Raw genomic sequence first — 22,302 nt, 5'->3', positions numbered from 1 at the left:
CTTCTCCTTATAGTTTAATCAAGCTTAATTGAACTTTTTGGCGTTCTGTATCAATAGCACTTACCCATACTTGAACAATATCACCAACTGATACGATTTCACTTGGATGAGATATACGTTCTGTACTCATCTTTGAAATGTGTACTAAGCCATCTTCATGAAGTCCAATATCTACAAAGGCACCGAAATCAACTACATTTCTTACAACGCCTTCTAATTGATCACCAACATGCAAATGTTCAATTTCAAGAACATCATTTCTAAGTAATGGTCCATCATATTTTTCACGATAATCACGTAATGGTTGACGAATTGAATCAACAATATCTTGTAAAGTGTATTCATCAATTCCAAATGTTTTCGCTTCTTCAATGATGTCAATGTTCAAGTTTTCTGCTTGACCTAACTCATTTATATTATATTTCTCCATAAGCTTTTGTGCAACTAAATAACTTTCAGGGTGTATTCCGGTTTGGTCTAACGGGTTATTTCCTCCTTGTACTCGTAAGAATCCAGCACATTGTTGGAATGTTTTATCTCCCATTTTCTTAACATCTTTAATTTGCTCTCTGGTGTTAAATCTACCATTTTGATTACGGTATTCAACAATTGCTTTTGCGCTTGTTTTATTAAGACCTGAAATATGCATCAACAATTCTTGACTAGCTGTATTGATATCAACTCCAACTCGATTTACTGATTTTAAAATCGCAAAATCCAAACGTTCAGTTAATTGTTTTTGTGGTAAATCATGTTGATATTGACCAACCCCAATACTTTTTGGATCAATCTTAATTAATTCAGAGAGTGGATCGAGAATACGACGACCAATTGATACAGCAGAGCGTTGTTCAACATGCAAATCAGGAAATTCTGCACGTGCAAGTTCACTAGCACTATAAACAGAAGCTCCTGCTTCACTTACAAGAGTGTATTGTACATTTAATTTATTCTTACTGATTACATCTGCTACAAAACTTTCAGATTCTCTTGATGCTGTACCATTCCCAATCGCTACAATCTCAATTGGGAATTCTTTAAATAACGCTAACAATGTTTTCTCTGCTTCTTCTTTTTTATTGACAGGAGCATGAGGATAGATAACAGATATCTTTAATAATTTTCCAGTATTATCTAATACAGCAAGCTTACAACCAGTCCTAAATGCTGGGTCAAAACCAAGTACCATTTTTCCAATTAAAGGTGGTTGCATTAATAATTTTTCAACATTCATAGAAAAAATTTCAATGGATTGATTTTGTGCTTTTTCACTTAACTCATTTCTAATTTCACGTTCAACACTTGGGAATAATAAACGCTTGCATCCATCAGCAGTTGCATCTTCTATTATCTCTTGCACAACTGTTGCTTTATCGCGAGTAATACCACGAATCGCATATTTAATTAAATAGTTTTGATCATAATCCATAGAAACTGTAATTACTTTTTCTTTTTCTGCACGATCTATTGCCATGATACGATGACTTGCAATATATCCTACTCGATCCGTGAATTCATAATACATTTTATATACTTTATTCTCATCGCCATGTTTCTTTTTCGCCTTTGTTACAATTTTTCCATAACGATTAACTGAATCTTGAACTTTCCAACGCAACTTTGCATTATCACTCACACGCTCAGCTATTATATCTTTAGCACCTTGAATCGCTTCCTCAACAGTGTCTACTTTATCATTGATATACTTTTGCGCTTCTTCAAGTACATTCCCTTGCGTAGGACATTTATAAATCCAATCCGCAAGTGGTTCTAATCCCTTAGCGATTGCATCAGTAGCACGTGTCTTACGTTTTTGTTGATATGGACGATAAATATCTTCTACTTGAGATAATTTGGTACACGCTAATACTTCTTTTTTAATTTCTTCAGTTAACTTACCTTGTGTTTCAATAATACGTAATACATCTTCTTTACGTTTTTCTAAGTTTACTTGATAATCATATTGTTTTTGAATGTATTGAATTTGTTCTTCATCCAATCCTTTAGTCATTTCTTTTCTGTATCGTGCAATAAAGGGAACAGTACTTCCCTCTTCAAGAAGTTTCAATGTATTTTTTATTTGATCTACTCCTATATTTAATTCTTGCGCGATCGGTGTTATTAAATGTTCCATTTTTTTGTCTCCTTTAGCCACGTATTATCATACCATATCTTCCTCTAAATTTGGTTTTAAATTTATTGAACTATGCTATAATTAAATTGAGGTGAACATATGAACATAAATTTCAGAGATAAGAAAACTATCGGCCTTATGGTTGCAGCCGGAATACTAATATTATTAACGATTGCCATTGTTGCAATATTCTTTTTATTCCCTACAAAAAAGATTGAGATACCTGACTTTACTAATAAAACAAAAATTGATGTAGATGCTTGGGTAGTAGAGAACGATTTAACAACCGATCAAGTTTTATTCAATTATGAATTCAATGAATCAATCATTAAAGATCAAGTTACTTCACAAAGTATTGTTGGAGGAGAAACTTTAAAGAAAGATGATGTTCTTACAATCACATTATCAAATGGACCAGATCCTGATTTAATCGTAACCCTACCTGATTTCAAAGATATGACTCACGATCAAATCGAAGCATGGTTCCTTGAAAATAAATTCACAGATGTTACTTATGAATATATTCCAGATCCTAAAATCAAAAAAGATTATTTCATTAAGAGTAATATAACAGAAAAAGAAGTTCGTAGAAGCACCCCAGTATTAATTTCTATCTCAGTTGGAACAGAATCAGTTGGCATTGAAGTAACAATGCCAGACTTCAAAGACTATACAAAAGCAAACATTCAAGCTTGGGGTAAAACAAACAACATAACCGTTACATTTAAAGAAGAAGCAAGTGAAACAATCGCTTCTGGTAAAGTAATATCACAAGATCCAAAAGCTGGAGCAACTACAAAGACTGGTGGCAAAATTACAGTAACAATGTCAACTGGTAAAGGTACTGCTGCTGTGAAGTTTGATGGAAAAACTAAGAAAGATGTTGATGCTTGGGCAAAAACAAACAACATAAAAATTTCATACGAAGAAACTTATGACAATAAAATCGCAAATGGTACTGTAATTTCTAATACTCCTAATTCAGGCAATATGAAATCTGGTGCTACAATGACAGTTAAACTTTCTATTGGCAAACCTATCATAGAGAACTATACAAATAAATCTAAAGATAGTTTCAATGCACACATTGATTCATTAAATAAAAAATCAGCAAATTTAAAAGTCACTGTCACTGAAGTAGATAGTGATAAAACACCTGGAACAATTATTGAACAAATCATCAATAGCAAAACTGTATCTAGTGCAACAACTGTTGATACAGGAACTACAATAACAATTAAAGTAGCACGCCTTAAATCAGTAAATGTTGAGAGTAAGGCTGGTGCATCATATGATGATTTCAAAAAATATGTTGAAGGCTTAGGCATGAAAGTTGGTTCTAAAGGAACTGATCGATATAGCGATTATACATCAGGATATATTGTATCAAATGATACTGGATCTAAAACAGTTGGAACATCTATTAATTATGTATTATCAAGAGGAAAATATGATCCTGATGTTTCTACATTTGATGGTAAATCAACAGCTGATGCTAAAGCAATTATAGATACTGCAAATGGTATTGGAGCAGGATGGTCAATTACTTTCTCTGCACCTGAACAAAATACTTCTGTAAAGAGTGGCTTAACATTTGGATGTACTAAAGGTTCTAAAACAGTAACATGTAAAGTTTCAAAAGGTAGTCCAATTACTGTTGAACTCAAAGAAAATATGAGTGAAACAGACTTCATTAACTATATTAAGGGACTTGGCTTAACAGCTAGCAAAGTTGGCTCTGAATATTCTGAAACGGTAGGTAACGGTAATATTATTCGTAACCAAACAGGTTCTAACTTCTGGCCAGGCCAAACAATTGAATATGTAACATCAAAAGGAAATGATCCCGCTAATGCAAAAGCAACATTCCCTAATTACAGTCTTTCAACATTGAATGGCTCAACACTTGATGAAACTAAATCAAAAGTTAAAACAGCACTAAGTCCATTCGCAAATATTTCATTTGTAACAGAATCTACCACGACTGAAGATCCAAGACCAAATTTCATGGTTCTTGAAATCAGTATTGCTGCAAATACACCAGACGTATTAATTTCTACTCAAGTCACTGTAAAAATTTTAGTTAAAGAATAAAATAAAAAGTTGGAATTTAAATTCCAACTTTTTTATTGCTTCTCTTCACCTATAAATACTGGTGCACTCATAGGTAACATTTCATCATTTGGAACATCTTTTATTTCTTCAGCGCTATCTGGATTGTCTGTGATAACAGGTGTACTGTTTTCATCAGAAATAGTAAGTGTTAAACGACAACGAATAGATGATACTTTAATTTCATAAACTTTTCCATTATATGTGACTTTTTGGTTAGCTCTATTGTAATAATCATACATTTCAATAATATCTCGATAACTACTTGCAGATAAATCTAACATGATTGTGTATGTTCCATTAGCAAGTTTACTTAAATCGTATTCACCACTGAAACATGCATCTGCTGTGCTATATTTATATTTCAATGTTTTGCCATAATCAACTGCACAAGCTTTGTTTGTAAGTGCGTTTTCAACGATTGCTCCACTCTCGTCAACAAGTAATAATTTATATGCAGGATTATTTGTTTTAATGGTATCCACTCCACTAATCCACGATACACCTTCAACACTTAATTTTGAATCTGTTAATTTCAAATTTGTAAAATCAAATACTGTAGGATTAATTGTTGGTTTCTTAATTATTGAAGCGTCAATCTTGATATTATCATTACGCATTTCGTATCGGAAATTAAATGAAGGGCTAATTAAGAATCTAATATTCTTATTATCCGTAGTAATATTTTCTGGTACTACCGATGTATAATAATTCACCACTTCCGCTTTTTTCTCAATGTTATTCTCAGTTACCTTAACGTAAAGAACAAAATTTCCAGTTGGTAATGTTGATGTATCAAATGTTCCACTAAATCCAATCTTCGAATAAGTATAGCCATCACCAAGTGCAATAGGTGTACTTAATGTCTTCGTTTCTGTAACAAATGGCAATACTTCTTTTGTTTCTAAATTCATGAAATAAACTTCATGTTTAATATTTACCTTATCGTCTGCATTAATACCAGTAATAAATGCAAATCCTTCAATCTGTAAATTATTATCTACACGATTGAACTTACTTATATCATGTTTTAAAACATTAGGAACTTCTGCTGGTATGGTTGGTGTAGGATCTGGGGATGTAGAAGATTGTCCTACAGATAATTTCACCATATCACCAAATGCATACAATTTATACTTAACATTGTTAAATGTAAATTCTTCTGGATAAGTGCTTAGTTTTTCAATACCAATTTCTTGATTGTATTCAGTAAGTGTTGAATACTCAGTTCGAATTTTAAAGTAATAATCTCCTTTAGTTAATTTTGATAAATCAATCGTTGCACTGTACTTAACTTTATCATTATCTGTTACAGTTGAAGTCAATGCCATCTCCGTTTTATTAAACAAATTGTCATTAACAATCAATGTTTGTTTAACTGTATTTTTATCAGTAACATAAATACCTGGACGATACGCATTACCCTCTAACACTAATGTTCCATCTTTAAATGTTGCTGTATTTATTGCATTTACAAAATCTCCAGTCGGCGTTGTTCCACTAGGTTGAACTGGAGCACTGTTTCCTGTCATGCTTAAATAATTTGTTGGAAGATATCCAACACTACTATTCCAATCATAAGTAACTAAACCTTTTGTTGAACCAGTTACAATATTTCCACCCGATACAGGATTGGTTGATTGTATCTTATAATGATTCGATTCATTACCCAAAATTGCTACAGTAAAGTTTTCTTGATATGTTGCACCATATGCTGAGTTAAATAGTGTTGCACCTCCTGGTGATTTTAAAATATTGACACCATATGTATTGATAACACCAATCGAATATTTATTTAAATCCGCAAATCCTGCTGCTTTATCAATACTATATGCAATCGCTGCTATTTTATATCCCCAGTATGGATCTGCTGCATATTTAACATTAAATCCAGAACCTTTGTTTCCAACATGAGAACCAAAGAATCTTGAATCTTCAATATTTGTATAACCCCTTAAATTAATCCCCATATGCTCATTAATTGCCGCTTCAACTGAAGGAAAGCTTGAAGCACTTCCAGGACTACTATCAAACGCATTCCAACCAAACAAATTATTTCTATCCATCGCAAAATTACTAGTTCCATATGCTGATTCTAAACATGCAAGTGAATATATAAGTAACGCATTCATTCCATATGTATTTTGCGCATTAATGAATGTTTGACCTTGGTTCTTCATTTTACTGTTAGTTCCAGAGCCCTTTACTGAAATCAAGAAGTTGTCAAAAACAGATGCAGGAATATTAGATTTTGTTCTACTTGGTAAAAATTGATAATAATTATAATAGGTTCCTACTTTATTTCTATACTTTGCATCTGAATAGAAATTATAACCATCGTAGCTATAGTACGTAGTTCCATCAGTCATCCAATCTGCAGCTAAACCAACAGTCATCACATATTTTTCTGGCCATCCATTACCTGACCACCCGCTATGAGCTATAAAAGTTAATTCTTTGTTAGATACTGTATAATGCGTTTGATAAATACGCGTCCAAAAAGGTTGCTCATTAGCTGCAGTCGTATCATTCCCACCCAAAGGAATTGTAATATTTCCACCTAAAAATGCATATGGAACAAGATCTACATTAATTAAATCAGCTAAACCACTAAATCCAGTAAGATTAACCTTAATCGTACCATTTCCAGAACCATTGTAGCTGTATGTTCCTTCATATCGCATTTCTCTATGTTTCGTCACATAAGAAACCTTACGATATTGATGATTTACATCTTGTGTAATGTTCATTGTTGAACTTCCAGAACGCATTGGATATGTAATTGCAACTCCAGTACTCATTGCTACAATTTTCATTGGGCTCTTGCTTGCATGATGTCTAACTACTGCATCATCACCATAACCCCACATTGTGTTTTGGGCATCAGAGAAAGAATTATGACAAGACATTTTAGTAAATGTTCCATTAGTATTTGCTACTGCAACTTCATATTGTGTGCCACACGCAAGACTTGTAACATCTGCTTGAACTTCAACTGGTGTTATAATTGGACTTTGTAGCATAACTAAAGAAGAAAACGCTAATGTCATGCTAAGAATATACTTTGCTAATTTATTCATGTTCTATCCCCCTTAGTTAAGATCTACATTGATTGTAATCCAAGAATCTTGTCCTTGAACTTTTAGTTTTAATACACCTTTATATGTAACAGGACTCTCAATTGGACTATATGCCACAAAGAATAAGTCGCCGCTATCCTTTTCATTAATTTCTTTGCCTATGATATTTGAATACTTCATTGATTGAATCGAACTATCTAAGGCTGTAAATGTTTCTTTTGAATCTGTAGGTATATATTGTGCTTCTTCAATCACAATTTTATCTCCCCATAAAGATACTGCTTCAATATTGAATGAGTATACCTCTACAGTAGATGGTAATAAGAACTCTTGTCCATTTTGAGTCATTGTATCTCCTGTGATTGGATATGCACTTGATACTGTCATTTGATATGTTCTACCATCCGTGATGATATCATCTGCTTTGTATTGAAGCATCTCAGCGGTACCTTTAGCAGTTGATAAATTAATTGTAATTTCATCTGCACCTAAATCATTTTTAAGAATGATTTCTTTTGCATTTTTATCTTTTACTGGAATGAAGATATTTACCATTGTTGTAGGTTCATTGGATAATATTTCGAACCATACATTTTGTTTTCCTAAGAACAAAGATTTATCTTCAAGTGTTTTAATGTAAGAATCTACTTGATCTAACGCAATTCCTTCACTTGTTGTAAAGTGATTTAATTTTAAGTTGATAGCATTACTTGATTGAACTCTTATTTTGGCAATCACAAATTTAAAATCAGTATCTTTTAAATTAAATACCACTGAATTCATTAAATCGATTTTGTATTCACCATCTGTTATTTCACCTGGTTTATTTTGACTACCCTCTGCCATAGTAACATCACCAATTAACTGATTATTTGGTTTTGTAGGTTTACTATTTAATTGAATTATAAAAAACGCGCTAATTGCGATAATAAGTATTGCAATGCCGATACATAGGTATAGTTTTGATTTATTGAATTTATTATTTTCCATAAACATACCTCCACACAATAATTATATCATAATCCTTATTAAGTATACTGAAATTTATGTGAATTTTATTCAAAAAAAAGTAAGAGATTTTACTCTCTTACTCAATACCGTTTGGATTCTTTAGTGTGAAGTTCCAACCATCTTGACACATTTCATCAATACCATATTGTGCTGTCCATCCAAGAACTTCTTTCGCTTTTTCTGTATCAGCATAACATGTAGCAATATCACCAGGTCTTCTTTCCATAATTTGATATGGAATTTCTTTACCACTTGCTTTTGCAAATGCATCTTTTACTTGAAGAACTGAATAACCAATACCTGTTCCTAAATTAACTTTTTCAACACCTTTGTGTTCTAATGCATATTCAACAGCTTTAATATGGCCCAAAGCTAAATCAACAACATGGATGTAATCACGTACACCTGTTCCATCCACCGTATTATAATCATTACCCCATACACGTAAGTATTCACGTTGCCCTGTTGCTACTTGTGCAACATAAGGAACTAAATTATTTGGGATACCATTTGGTGTTTCTCCAAGCAATCCTGTTTTATGTGCACCAATTGGATTAAAGTAACGAAGTAACATAACACTCCATTCTTCATCAGAAGTTGATACATCTTCTAGAATTCTTTCATTGTATAACTTCGTTGTACCATATGGATTTGTAGTACTTAATGGAAAATCTTCCTTAATTGGAACAGAAGCAGGATCACCATATACTGTTGCACTTGAACTAAATACAACTGTCATAACTCCAGCATCTTTCATTGCTTCATAAAGATTTACACTACCTGAAATATTGTTTTTATAATAAGTAAGTGGAATAACACATGATTCTCCCACTGCTTTGTATCCTGCAAAGTGGATTACTGCATCAATTTTATTTTCTTTAAATACTTTATCTAACCCAGCTCTATCTAAAATATCAACTTCATAAAATTTTGGTTTCTTTCCTGTAATTGTTTCAATTCTATCTAGAACTACTTTTTTAGAATTGTATAAGTTATCTAACACAACAACATCATAGCCAGCATTAATTAATTCAACACATGTATGGCTTCCAATATATCCTGTACCACCTGTAACTAAAATTGTTTTCATATAAGAATCCTCCTTGTATTAGTTTAGCACATTGAAGTTTAGTTAAAAACTAAATTCAAGTTAAAACTATATCATTTTCTTGTATTAGTAAAATTAGCCATGCAATCCTCTTGATTGCCTATCCATATCTTCTACAACAATATCGTAGATTTCTCCTAAAGTACTGCAATATTCTAAAACAAGCCATGGTTCATTTGTATGAAAATGAATTTTGATTAACTCTTCATCGCCTACTGCAAGTAAGCAATCGCCTTTAAAATTATTATTAAAATAATCATTGATACCATCTTCATTTAAATCATTACCTTCAATTAATAATTGTACATCATAACGAAATTCTAACATTGTTTCGCCTCCTAATACTTCCATTATAAACGAAAAAACACATGTTTACACACGTGCTTTATATATTTATTTAGTTGTAGCTTCTTCTAACCTATCTCTTTTCATTTCTTGTGATGAGAACCAGTAGATAATTGTAAATGTGATTACTGCAACAACAAGTGAAACAATTAGTGTTGTATTGATTTCAAGTACAATGCCACTTAACATATACAATTGTACAAATGAGCCTAGTAATAAACCTAGAATAGCCATATAAGTTAATTGTTCATATTTGCTAAGTAAGTATCGAACTACTTTAGCACCACCCAGTATCCCTACTACAGCACCTAATCCACAAGGAATTAATAATGGGATATTAAATTCAGCAATTGCGAAACCATAAATAGTTCCATACATTCCCATAATAATTAGAATTAATGAGCCACTAATACCTGGAATAATCATTGTAACTGTTGCGATAGCCATGGCACCAAAACAAACAATGAATGATTCAAAATTCAATGTTGTATATCTCACTAATGCTTTAGCAGATTCTTTATCACCATTCATAAATGCTAGATAAATCATTAAACCAAGTGCTATAACAAATGGAATCCAGTTTGCTGGTTTAATTTTCTTTGTAGGACCTTTTGCTTTATAAAAAATTAAAGGTAAACTTCCAAGGACAATTCCAATAAAACCAAAATAGGTTTGTGTTGTAAAGTTATTTAATAAATAAGACATAATTTTACTTAATCCAACGATACCAATCGCAAGACCTAATGCTAGCGGAATCAAGAATGGTAAATTTCTCTTAATAACTTTAAAGTTTAGTGTAATAGATTCCATTAGACGATCATAAAAGTTTAATATGATTGCAATCGTACCTCCACTTACACCTGGAATTACATTTGCAATCCCCATCAAAATCCCAAAAACTACATATTTGATTGTTTCCATGTTCTCTCCTAATTAAATATTCTTAAAATATCTTGCCAAGTTGCAAAAATCATCAACCCGAACAATAATACCATACTTGCTGTCATAATTCCAATTTCAAATTTCTTGTTTAGTGGCTTACCTATAACAATTTCAACAAGCACTAGAAGAATTCTACCTCCATCAAGTACTGGCAAAGGTAATAGGTTAAATATTCCCACATTTAATGATAATAGTGCAATAAGAAGCAATAAATTAGGTAGCCCTTGTGAAGCTTGCTGAGCAGTTACCTGATAGATTCCAACAGGTCCTGATAATTGATCCAGACCATTTCCTTGCACTAGACGTGATAAAGATTTGAAAATGTCTTGTGTCATACTCACCATATAATCAAAACTATATTGCCCCGCATTAAGTAGATTGATTTTTACAACTTCTGATGTTGGAGCTCCAATGCCGACTATATATAGTCCCATTTCATTTGGTACTCCTTGTACTTCAAAATCCATTAATTCACCATTTCTATCAATTGTGTATGTCATTTTTCCTGAATACATTTGTGTAAAAACAGTCAAATCACTAAATTCTTTTGGTTTAATCACAGTTCCATCATCAAATACAACTTTTTTAATAATGTCACCAGATTCAATTCCAGCTATTTCAGCAGGACTATCTGCTACAACTGAATCAACAATTGGTTTTGGCGATATAGCATAAGCACCATTGTTCAATAAGATTCCACTCACGATAATCCAACAAAGAAAGAAATTCATGACCACTCCCGCAATCATAACGATAATTCGTTTCCAATGAGCAATGCCTTTGATTGAACGATTTCTCGGTACATCGATATTTGGATATAATTCCATGTCGTCTTCTTGTTCACCAGCCATGGCAACATAACCACCAATTGGTATTAAACGAAGTGTATATTTTGTTTCCTTACCTTGAATCGAAAATAATTTAGGCCCCATGCCTAATGAAAATTCATAACAGTAAACACCAAATGCTTTTGCAGCAAGTAAGTGTCCTAGTTCATGAATGATAATAATTACTGATAATACAAGGATAAAATAAATTATTCCCATTAAATGATCAACTCCTTTAAAGTATTCTACATAAGTTTAACATAACCACAAAACGAGAACAAATGAAAAACAAAATCACACAAAATTCCCATAAGAAAAGAAATAGAGCTGTGCGTGTAATTACATATTATATTTGAAAATAGCTAGATAGACATGATGAGTAGCGATGAGCCTAAATGAAAAGGCAAGAGCGCGTACTCTTGCCTTTTCTAGTACGATGAAGTTCGTACACTATTATTTTACATTATTTGTATTTCAACTCAACAGACAAAATTTATTTTCCTTGTCCATATCGCTCAAAAACTTCTACAGCAGTTTGAATTTGTTCATCATTCATTAATGCCATTTCTTTGCTGCAAGACTTAGCAGCAATAATAGTTTTACATGCTTCCTCTAAGTAAATACATGCATATAATGCTTGTTTAAGTGTATCTCCTACAGCAATTACGCCATGATGTTTTAAGACTACAGCTAATTTACCATTTAAATTATCTACTGCTTTAATACCCATATCCAAGCTAGCAGCAGAACTATATGGTGCTACGGTAACTGTACCTCTAGTTGCATTAGCAAGCGTTGTTAAATTGCATACAATTTCATCTTGAACTAAACCAAGTGCTGTAGCATAGGGTTGATGGGTATGAATTACTGCATTAACTTCTGGCATTTGTTTAAACACATACAACAATGCTTCTGTATCGACACTAGGCTTGCGGTTACCTTCAATGATATGTCCATCAATATCCATAACAAGTACATCATCTTCAACCATATCTTCATAAATCATTCCACTTGGTGTAACTAAAATTTTACCATCTGGTAAACGATGACTTACATTACCACCAGATAGTGCGATCAGACCATAACGATCTAATTTCATACCCGCTTTAATGACTTCTCTTTTTTCTTTATCTAGCATGGTTCTCTCCAATTCTATTTTCCAAGGATGCATTTTGTTTTGCTTCTTTCTTCGCTAACTCTTTTTGATGCTTAACACGAATGTATTCTGTATTTACTGTTCTAGCGCGAGACTTAAGCGTTTCTGGAAATAATTTATATTCCAAGTCAATTAACTTTAAGAATAATTCTTTTCCATCATTAAATTGTGCTGTTTGAATCCAATAACGTCCTTTTATCGCATTGTAATCATTGATTCTTAAATACATCTTTCCAGAAGATGGGAATTCACGTATTTTAAAAACTTTTAAATCTTGTATTGGATAAGTTACTACTTTTCCAAAAGTTTCGAACTGGATTTCATTTTCACCCATTCTTACTATTTCCACAGTGCTTCTTGAAATAAATGTATTCCAAGCGGTGTAAAGGGCTACTAGACTTAGAAAAATCATAAGCGGTGCATATGTTCCAGTTAAACCAAATACAAGTGTTGTTACAGCTATAGCAATACAAAACCAACCTGTAAACTTTACTTGTATAAAAAATGATTGACGATTATAACGATATTCTTTCATGAACTTTCTCCTTGAAAAATAGACTCGCACAATGACTGCACGAGTCTAAATGTGTTTTAATTTATTCAGCGTGCATTTCAGCAGCTTCTTTTTTAATTCTAATACGGTTCCAGAATGCCAATGCAAGAGCTCCTGCAGCAGCAATTACAGTACCAATCATACCAAAATCATGTAGACGAACAAGAATCCATGTTAATGGGTTTGCACCATCACAAATTGATGAGATCATGCTTGCACCCTCTGGCATTGCAAAGTTTACATTTAATGCAGCTGTAGTGATTAATGGTGCTAAGTTAGTAGCAATTAATAGACCAACAGCTAAAACGATGATACCAATAATAATCCCTCTAAATCCATTACCACGAACGATTGGTGTTATTAATACAAACATCCAAGGAACTACTGCTAAGTCAGCAAATGGTAATACTTGGTTTCCAGGAATGATAACTGCTAAGAAAATCATCATTGGAACTAATACGAATGAAATTGCTAATGTAACTGGGTGACCAACCCCTACTGCTGAGTCAAGACCAATATAGATCTTTCCACGGTTTTTAAATTTCTTTGAAACGAAATCACTTGCAGCATCACTAATTGGAATTAAACCTTCCATTAGTAAAGCAGCCATCTTAGGAATAAGAACAAGAACTGCTCCTAAAGAAACACCTAATACAAGTAATTTAGAAATATCATATCCAGCAAGAGCACCAATGATAAATCCTAAAGCTGTACCAATTAAAATTGGTTCACCAAATACACCGAAACGTTTTTGAACATTATCCATGTTGATATCAATATCACGAATACCAGGAATCATGTCAAATATTTTGTTAAAAAGCATAGCAATTGGAGCATAAGCTGTTGTAAATCCATGAGGTAGAGAAACGCCTGGTAAACCAAGTGATTCTTCAACCATTGGTGCTGTGTAATCTCCAAGAACCATGATTATAATCATGTTGATAACAGCTGCAATAATTCCAAGCCCTAAATTATCTGTTAAGATAGCAACTAAAGCACCTGTAAAAGCAAAGTGCCAGTAATCCCAAATATCAACGTCAACTGTTTGTGTTGTATTTGTAAGAAGCATCACAATGTTTACAACTAATCCCAACGGAATAATGATCATACCTACTGTTGATCCCATTGCAATTGCTGCTGAAGCTGGCCATCCAACGTCAATTACGTTAAGATTTAAACCAAAGTTTGCTACCATTTGTTGAACTGCTGGAGCTAAGCTTGTCCCTAATAAGTTATTAATTACTAGGTTTAAACCAATAAAACCCACACCCACTGTTAAACCAGCACGTAAGCTTTTACCAAATCCTGATCCTAGCGCCATCCCTAGTATTGTGATCACGATTGGCATTACTACAGATACCCCTAGGCCTTGTATAAAGCCGAAAAAATCAAGAATAATATCCATATATACCCTCCTTATTTGTTAATGGAATTATTGTTTCATCAGATCAAGAATTGCATCAATACTCGCTTGAGTATTAACACCAGTAAGGAAACATACCCCAGGAACAAATGGGCACTTTAAATTTTGTGGTGCCATTGTTGTTGCGATTAGGAAATCATAATTCACTGACATCGCTGCTGCTTCCCCTACTTTACATTGGTTAATTTTATACTTGCCAGCATATCCGCTTTCATCAAGAATTTTTTCAATTTTTCCACGAACTGCTGTTGAAGTACAAATACCAGATCCGCATGCTAATAAAATATTTTTCATGTGTTTTCTCCTTTCCTTTTATAACTCCTCAAAAAAGCCTTTAAAACATTCTGCAACTTCTTGAGTTGTTTTACATTTTGCAAGTGTGCTTAGTTTGTCTTTTGACATAAACGCAAACATCAATGCTTGTAAGAAATCCATTTGTTTGTGTGGTTCTTTAATAGCTAACATGAACATCACTTTTACATCAACCATGTCACTCTCTGTCCCCATTTGAACAAATTGTACTGGTTCTTTTAGAATCGCAATCGCAATTGCTTGCTTATTTACATGTTCAGCATCAGTGTGAGGAATTGCTACTGCTAGCTCTTCACACATTAAACCTGTAGGATACTCTTTTTCTCTTTTTAGAATTGCAGGTGTAAATGAATCTTTAGCTACACCTTTCTCTTGGAGTACTGATGCAAGTTTAGTTAATGCTTCTTCACTCTTCTTTGCTTCTAAATCCAACACAACTAAACTTTCATCAAAGTACATATCATTTAGTAAATTACTCATGTAACTACTCACCCATTACCATGACATGACATTTACGATCACGTACTCTATTTTGGTCCCAGTCTATGAAATAAATGTAGCCAACCGCACCTGTTAACATTTTTTGATTTTCAATAATGAATGTTTCACTAGCTCCAAAGAAAGAGGCACGTATGTGGGCATCTCCATTAAGAATAGTTCCTGGATCTTTTGGAAATGTTGGATCTTCAAAATCAATTAAGAATTGTAGATGTTCTGGACCTGGATAACGATAATCCATATTGTCAGTTAGTTCTCTTGGGATAATACGATCTAGAATACGGTTCAAATCAACTTGTAAGTATTCATCACCGTTATAATCTTTATCATGAACATATTCTTCAAAGATAACTGAACATGTCGTATGTTGAGATTGAACAACTACAATTCCATTTTGAACACCACTTTTCTTTACAATTTCTTTTACTTGATCTGTAATGTTGTGATACGTTACCCTTTGACCATTTGATGTTAATATGACTGTCTCTTTATAAGTTTTCATTTTTTACTCCTTAATATCTGTACGAGCTTTATCCAAAGCTTCAAACATTTCATCTAATGTTTTAAATGGATCATCTGCGGCAACAATACCACTTGTTCCACCCGTGCCATCAGCACCAATCACAATTGCATCATATACATTTTGTCCTGTGCTAATTCCTGCTGCTTGAAGAACTTGGGTTGTTGGGGAAACACTTTTAACTGCTTCATTTGTTGATTTCATGTAGTTGGCATCACTTACTTGTCCTGTACCAATAAGGCTTGTAGGTTCACACACCATGACATTTGGATTTAATTTTGCTATTGCCTTTGCTTCCTCTACACTATCTGCACAAACTATCGTTAATAATTCAAGTTCATCCAAACGATGCATCGCAAGTGCTAACTCGTGCATTGTCATTGGATGCTCAGCATGGTTTAGAAAGCTTCCTTTTGCACCAGCAGCAATACAACCCTCTGGTAGAATGTGCCCCATACCTTTACCTGCTTTAATTCCATCCATGTGTTGCGCAATTACAATCAACTTTGACGTGTTTTCACTAATTAATCTCAAATCTGCGTGCTGTGCAGTAAATAGAACATCAAAGTCATACTTTGCAGCCAATTGATCTGCATACTTTGCAAGTTCTAAAATTTTGTCACCATACAAATATGATTTAGGATTAATCACAAAGAATGGTCTACGTAATTGAACTTTACTCATTTCATCTCTCCTCCTATTTAGAAAAAACCTTGAAGTAGTGCTCAAGAACTTTTTTCATTCCATCATTCGCACATACTTTTAAATCAAAATACTCAGTTGGTTTCTTTTCATTGATTTCATTCATTGCTCCAACTAAGAAATCGGTAAAGATATTAATTTTACTTATACCGTTATGAGCACAACGCTTTAGGTTGTCATCTCCTGAACCAGATCCTCCATGAAGTACAAGAGGAACACTTACTGCATCTTTTAATTCATTTAATCTTTCAAAATTAATTTGAGGAATTCCTTTATATTTACCATGAGCAGTTCCAATAGATACCGCCAAAGAATCAACATCTGTTAATCCAACAAATTTAATCGCTTCATGTACCTCTGTATAAATTGAATCAGTATGATCATGATTTTCATAATTGTCACCACTACCTACATGTCCAATCTCTGCTTCAACTGTTACATTTCTTGGATGAGCATAAGCAACAACTTCTTTTGTTTTACGAACATTTTCATCAAATGTATCCATTGATGCATCAATCATGACTGAGGTAAAACCTAAATCAATTCCTTTTTTTATAAACTCAATATCCGTTCCATGATCTAAATGCAATACAATTGGTACAACTGAATTCTCAGCAATATATTTACCAATTAATGCAGCTTCTTCTAAAGAAATTACATTACTATGTGCTTGTGCAAAAGATAGAATGATTGGTTTTCCTTCTTTCTCTGCACCTTGTACATAACTGCGTGCACTATCTAAATCAATAAAATCTGGTGCTGGTACTGCATAACCTTCTTGTTTCGCTTTACTTAAGATTTCTTTTGAATTAACTAACATGTCTACCTCCCATTTAAAGATTCTTCAAGTATTTCAACTAATATCTCCTTATTAGACGCATGAACCATTTTTTCAATCGTTTGAGTTGATTCCAATATATCTAATAACTTTGATAAAACATTTTTAATACGATCCATATCATCTTTTGCTACTGCAATAAAGACAATTAAGTTCACATCTTGACTTCCCCATTTGATTTTATCTTTCAGCGTTACAACTGATATTTGTGATTTAAGTACTGTCTCTGGTGAAGCATGAGGAATTGCAGCTCCAGTGTACATACTTGTATCACCCATTTTTTCTCGCTCATAAATACTTTCAGCAAATTCTTCATTAACGTATTTTCTCTTTTGATAAATCTTGATTAAGTAATCAAGACATTCATTTTTCGTTTTAAACTTCTTGTTGTGAAAAATGAAATCTGGGTGGAAGAAATGAGCTAGCTCTATTTGATGGAAAGGGGATATGTTTTTTAACTCTCGCTCTTTCTTCACACTCGAATAGATTTCATTAATCAAATTTAAATCGTGTTCTGTTAGTAATGGTGAAACATAAACTACTGGTACATTTATATCCGGAAGTTTTACTGTTGATATAATCAAATCAATGTTCTTTAATTCCGTTTTTAGTAACTCTTCAACATTCATTGTTAGGATGTTATCTTGTGGTTGAACGTTTTGTCTAATTCTTGTAAAGATCAATTCACTAGTTGCAAGTCCTATGGGACATACAATTACAATATTTTTAAATTGAATTCCATGCCGTTTCTCCAATGATATTTGGAAGTAAATAAATAAGAATGAAATCTCATCATCGTCAAAGTGAACATCAAATTCTTTTTCTAATTCACTCGCAACAAACCAAGTAAGTGAGAACAACACAATGTATTGTTTCTTAATTTCTTGAAGTAGTGGATTACTTACTTTTATTCCACGTTTTAATCGATAAAGCATTGGTGGTAAATGGAATAGCAAGGAATCTCTTAATCGCTCATCATTGTTTAAATCTGTTTGTAAGCAACGTGACATCATCTTCATCATTCGATTGACAACATCGACGTATTGATCTTTCAAATACTTTTCTCTTGCTTGTGGTTCAATACGATGAGCATACATTTGTTGACTTAAATACTTCGTATCACTTTCTAACAAAGTTAAGCCATATTTTTTCTCGAAATATTCTTGCATCTCTATGACAATCATGTAGGGTTCCAAATAACTTAAATCATCGATAACAACATCATTCAATTGAATGTGGTGATTGTTTTTGGTTCTTGCAACCATAATGAGAATAGTCAATGTAATTGAACGTACATAATAATCTGATAATGCATTGGTAGAAATAATATAGGTTGTCACTGCTTCTTTCACTATATTGACTAACTCTTCTCCAAAGAGTTGATTCATAATATTTAAAACAGGATCAAAACTTGTTAATGTATCATAACTATCATCAATTTTGCTTATGTTTTGTACAAAATCTTTGATTGCTCTTTGAATATAGATTTCAGATCCCTTCACTTTTAATATTGACTTCGAAGTTGTACAAGTTATTTTGTAATCTCCAAATATATTTTGAAGATAATCAATATCTTTTCTTAATGCTGCTTGACTTATAAAAAATCTAGTTTCTAAATCTTCTAAACTGCATTTTTCATCATCAATTAAAAGCCATTTAATCAATTGAATTCTTCGATGTGTTGGATAATGGTTCTCTTGATGATCACTCGACATTAATTGGAGTTCTTCTTCAAATCGAACTATATTTTTTCCTAATCCAACCAGTTTTAATCCATGTCTTGGCTGTTTATCAATATATAAATCATAAGTACTCATTTGATCATTCAATGTATTTACATCGTTATAGATTGTTTTATCCGATACTCTGAAATTTACACTGAAAAAACTAGTTGGTTTGTAGTCTTTCATCTGAGATAATAATTTAAATAAATTACGTTGACGTTGCTTAATTTGCACCATAAATATCTCCATTCTTTATCTCTTTATTTGTATTATATGAGATAATTTTCACTAATTATACGTATTCAAATTTCCATATTAATGTGGAAATTTTCAATTTGGAATAAAAAAAACTGTCATTTGACAGTCTCTCTTGCTTCATACATTTGCCTTACAAATTCTCTCGAATCTAAGTCACTCGCTATTAATTCTTCTAATGAAGGGTTCTCAATAAAACGGCATTGCCTAACTGCTTGAATAACATAGTCTTCTATTTCTAAGAACTTAATTTTATCTTCAAGGAATAAGGAAACGGCTTCTTCATCAGCACCATTCATAATAGCACCTAAGTTACCACCTTTCTTGCCTACTTCGTAAGCTAATGCAAGTAAGGGGAATCTTTCGAAATCAGGTATTTGGAAGTGTAATTCTGGGTAGTCCATGAAATTAAAGGGTTTATCACCATACATCTTTAATCGTCTTGGATAAGAGAGTGCATATTGAATTGGTATCTTCATATCTGCAGATCCCATTTGAGCAATCACAGAATGGTCACGATATTGTACAAGTGAGTGCACAACACTTTCCGAATGAATAACGACTTCAATTTTATCAAAAGGTATATCGAATAAATAATGGGCTTCAATAACTTCAAATCCTTTGTTTGCCATTGTTGCACTATCAATTGTTATTCGACCACCCATTTTCCAGTTTGGATGTTTTAATGCTTGCTCTTTTGTTACATTAGTAAGTTCTGCTCTAGTTTTATCTCTAAAACTACCACCACTAGCAGTAACTATCAATCGATCAATTTCAGAAATATTATTACCTTGTAAACATTGCAATATTGCAGAATGCTCTGAATCAATTGGCAACAACATTACATTGTAATCATTCAGTGCCTTTTTAATTAATGGACCTCCTGCTACTAAACTTTCCTTGTTTGCCAAAGCAATGTATTTTACTTTTTTAATTGCTTCTAACAAAGGTTCAAGTCCTCGAAATCCAACAATAGCACTAATGAATGTATCATAACCATCAAGATTTGCTAATTGGCAAAGTCCCTTATCACCAAAATAAAATTCTATGCTTGCATATTGTTTCTTCAGTTCTATAGCATCTTTTTCATCTGCAACACCAATGTGTTGAATCATCGGAAATTTTTCTAATATTTCATGAACTTTATTTATATTATGTCCCACACTAAATGCGACCAAATCAAATTCTTCAGGATGTGATACTATCACATCTATTGTTTGTGAGCCAATGGAACCACTAGCTCCTAAAAGTACTATTTTTTTCATATAATCACCACAACCTCAATAAATAATAGAATTGCATGGAAGTACATTAAGCAGAATAATAAGCTATCTACTCTATCCAATACTCCTCCATGACCTGGAAATATTGAACCAAAATCTTTTACATGATATTGTCTTTTCACTGCACTAAAAGATAAATCACCAATTTGGGCAACAATCGGTAGTGTTAGCGATGAAAACAAGATTACACTTGGATCAAACATATTGGGTATAAAAATCATTGCGAAGGCATAAGAAGCAACAGCACCAGTTAACCAGCCACCAATTGCACCTTCCCATGTTTTCTTCGGTGATATTCTTTCAATCAATTTGTGCTTTCCAAAAAATACCCCAAAGAAATAAGCACCTGTATCACATCCAAAACAAGCCAGTGCTACATAAATCATGACTAGACCACCATAATTATAGATGTGGATAATTCCCTTAACAGCGAGTGTTAAAATCATTGTCATGACAAATACATAACTTAAATCTTCGATACTGATTTCTTTTGTGAAAATATGAATTACAAACAAGACGATAAGAAATGCAATAATTGCTGGGATATAAAAATCGATGGGTACTAGGTACATGACTAACGTACTTGCGAATAAAAACGACACCAACCCCCAACTAATTTTACCTCCTCGCACCGCCAATATCTCATAGGATGCAAGTCCACTAACTGCAAACACAAGTAAAAGTAATGGAAAACCACCAAGCACTAAAGGAGGAACTGCAATGAGCGCAATAATTAATCCAGTAACTAACCTTTGCTTCATTTCTTAAGACCTCCGAATCGTCGATCGCGTTGTTTAAAATCATCTAAACAACGATTAAACTCTTCTGGAGTAAATTCTGGCCAAGTCTCATCCACAAAAATAAGTTCACTATAGGCAATTTGCCATAATAAAAAATTTGAAATTCGATATTCGCCACTTGTACGTATTAAAAAATCAATCGGTGGATAATCTTTTGTCATTAAATATTGTTCAAAGTCTTTTTCATCAATATCCAATGTTTGTTTACCCGATTGTACATCTTGTGCAAATGCTTTAGCTGCAAGTAGAATTTCTCTTTGTGATCCATAATTCATCGCAAAGCACAATATCATACCTGTATTATTTTTTGTATCTTCAATTGCTTTTTGAAACAATTTAGCTGTTTCTTTTGGAATTCCTTCCATTTGTCCTATCATTTGAATTCGAATATTTTTTTCCATTAATTCTTTTAAGAATTTTTGAAAAAAGACTGCGGGTAATTTCATCAAATAATTCACTTCTTCTTCAGGTCGTTTCCAATTCTCAGTAGAAAAAGCAAACAACGTTAAAACTTCTATTCCGTCATCGTTTGCTGCAATCGCAATATTTCTAACATTCTCTGATCCTTGATAATGTCCTTGGGTACGCATTTTATTTTGACGTTTAGCCCATCGCCCATTTCCATCCATGATGATAGCGACATGTCTTATTTTATCCATAACATCACCTTACTCATGAA

At 32.9% G+C, this 22,302-nt stretch carries 20 protein-coding genes; 1 reads left to right on the top strand and 19 read right to left on the bottom strand.

The window, feature by feature from the left end; all coding sequences use genetic code 11:
• Positions 1-7: 7 nt before the first annotated feature.
• Positions 8-2,134, bottom strand: a complete 2,127-nt coding sequence (locus tag B5D14_RS08780; RefSeq protein ID WP_078712255.1) for a Tex family protein — start codon at positions 2,132-2,134, stop codon at positions 8-10.
• Positions 2,135-2,233: 99 nt separating this feature from the next.
• On the opposite strand from B5D14_RS08780, the gene B5D14_RS08775 reads away from it, so the two are divergent.
• On the top strand, positions 2,234-4,228 hold the full coding sequence (locus B5D14_RS08775) for a PASTA domain-containing protein (protein WP_078712254.1): 1,995 nt from the start codon (positions 2,234-2,236) through the stop codon (positions 4,226-4,228).
• A gap of 32 nt (positions 4,229-4,260) precedes the next feature.
• Here B5D14_RS08775 and B5D14_RS08770 read toward each other — a convergent pair whose 3' ends face one another.
• From B5D14_RS08770 to B5D14_RS08685, 18 genes are all read right to left on the bottom strand, one after another.
• On the bottom strand, positions 4,261-7,326 hold the full coding sequence (locus B5D14_RS08770) for an N-acetylglucosaminidase (protein WP_078712253.1): 3,066 nt from the start codon (positions 7,324-7,326) through the stop codon (positions 4,261-4,263).
• 12 nt (positions 7,327-7,338) lie between these two features.
• Entirely contained in the window at positions 7,339-8,316 is a 978-nt protein-coding gene (locus tag B5D14_RS08765; protein WP_078712252.1) for a hypothetical protein, read from the bottom strand.
• A 97-nt stretch (positions 8,317-8,413) separates the two neighbouring features.
• The gene (galE, locus tag B5D14_RS08760; protein ID WP_078712251.1) at positions 8,414-9,427 is read right to left on the bottom strand and encodes a UDP-glucose 4-epimerase GalE; all 1,014 of its coding nucleotides are present in this window, start codon (positions 9,425-9,427) and stop codon (positions 8,414-8,416) included.
• A 93-nt stretch (positions 9,428-9,520) separates the two neighbouring features.
• Positions 9,521-9,772, bottom strand: coding sequence for a kinase to dihydroxyacetone kinase (locus tag B5D14_RS08755; protein WP_078712250.1), 252 nt, complete (start codon positions 9,770-9,772; stop codon positions 9,521-9,523).
• A 66-nt stretch (positions 9,773-9,838) separates the two neighbouring features.
• A complete protein-coding gene (locus tag B5D14_RS08750; RefSeq protein WP_078712249.1) occupies positions 9,839-10,711 on the bottom strand; it encodes a DUF368 domain-containing protein in 873 nt (290 codons plus the stop codon).
• 8 nt (positions 10,712-10,719) lie between these two features.
• Positions 10,720-11,778, bottom strand: a complete 1,059-nt coding sequence (gene rseP, locus B5D14_RS08745; protein WP_078712248.1) for an RIP metalloprotease RseP — start codon at positions 11,776-11,778, stop codon at positions 10,720-10,722.
• A 274-nt stretch (positions 11,779-12,052) separates the two neighbouring features.
• Positions 12,053-12,697, bottom strand: a complete 645-nt coding sequence (locus tag B5D14_RS08740; RefSeq protein WP_078712247.1) for a class II aldolase/adducin family protein — start codon at positions 12,695-12,697, stop codon at positions 12,053-12,055.
• Positions 12,687-13,250 (bottom strand): hypothetical protein, encoded by a 564-nt coding sequence (locus B5D14_RS08735; protein WP_078712246.1) that lies wholly within the window; start codon positions 13,248-13,250, stop codon positions 12,687-12,689. Before B5D14_RS08735 ends, B5D14_RS08740 begins: the two co-directional genes overlap by 11 nt.
• Before the next feature lie 61 nt (positions 13,251-13,311).
• Entirely contained in the window at positions 13,312-14,673 is a 1,362-nt protein-coding gene (locus B5D14_RS08730) for a PTS galactitol transporter subunit IIC (protein WP_078712245.1), read from the bottom strand.
• Between the two features lie 27 nt (positions 14,674-14,700).
• Positions 14,701-14,985 (bottom strand): PTS sugar transporter subunit IIB, encoded by a 285-nt coding sequence (locus tag B5D14_RS08725; protein WP_078712244.1) that lies wholly within the window; start codon positions 14,983-14,985, stop codon positions 14,701-14,703.
• 18 nt (positions 14,986-15,003) lie between these two features.
• On the bottom strand, positions 15,004-15,483 hold the full coding sequence (locus B5D14_RS08720) for a PTS sugar transporter subunit IIA (RefSeq protein WP_078712243.1): 480 nt from the start codon (positions 15,481-15,483) through the stop codon (positions 15,004-15,006).
• Positions 15,484-15,487: 4 nt separating this feature from the next.
• Positions 15,488-16,003 (bottom strand): YjbQ family protein, encoded by a 516-nt coding sequence (locus tag B5D14_RS08715; RefSeq protein WP_078712242.1) that lies wholly within the window; start codon positions 16,001-16,003, stop codon positions 15,488-15,490.
• A gap of 3 nt (positions 16,004-16,006) precedes the next feature.
• Positions 16,007-16,705, bottom strand: a complete 699-nt coding sequence (locus B5D14_RS08710; protein WP_078712241.1) for a triose-phosphate isomerase — start codon at positions 16,703-16,705, stop codon at positions 16,007-16,009.
• Positions 16,706-16,718: 13 nt separating this feature from the next.
• On the bottom strand, positions 16,719-17,543 hold the full coding sequence (locus tag B5D14_RS08705) for a class II fructose-bisphosphate aldolase (protein WP_078712240.1): 825 nt from the start codon (positions 17,541-17,543) through the stop codon (positions 16,719-16,721).
• 2 nt (positions 17,544-17,545) lie between these two features.
• The gene (locus B5D14_RS08700) at positions 17,546-19,534 is read right to left on the bottom strand and encodes a BglG family transcription antiterminator (RefSeq protein WP_078712239.1); all 1,989 of its coding nucleotides are present in this window, start codon (positions 19,532-19,534) and stop codon (positions 17,546-17,548) included.
• A gap of 104 nt (positions 19,535-19,638) precedes the next feature.
• A complete protein-coding gene (dxr, locus tag B5D14_RS08695; protein WP_078712238.1) occupies positions 19,639-20,805 on the bottom strand; it encodes a 1-deoxy-D-xylulose-5-phosphate reductoisomerase in 1,167 nt (388 codons plus the stop codon).
• The gene (locus B5D14_RS08690) at positions 20,802-21,584 is read right to left on the bottom strand and encodes a phosphatidate cytidylyltransferase (protein WP_078712237.1); all 783 of its coding nucleotides are present in this window, start codon (positions 21,582-21,584) and stop codon (positions 20,802-20,804) included. The genes dxr and B5D14_RS08690 overlap by 4 nt, the downstream gene beginning before the upstream one ends.
• Positions 21,581-22,282: an undecaprenyl pyrophosphate synthase gene (locus B5D14_RS08685; protein ID WP_078712236.1), complete on the bottom strand. Its 702-nt coding sequence runs from the start codon at positions 22,280-22,282 to the stop codon at positions 21,581-21,583. The genes B5D14_RS08690 and B5D14_RS08685 overlap by 4 nt, the downstream gene beginning before the upstream one ends.
• Positions 22,283-22,302: the final 20 nt, after the last annotated feature.

It is taken from the genome of Anaerorhabdus furcosa (assembly GCF_900167375.1).
In the GTDB taxonomy this organism is placed as follows: Bacteria; Bacillota_I; Bacilli_A; order Erysipelotrichales; family Erysipelotrichaceae; genus Anaerorhabdus; species Anaerorhabdus furcosa.
This window is presented reverse-complemented; position numbering and strand designations above follow the sequence as displayed.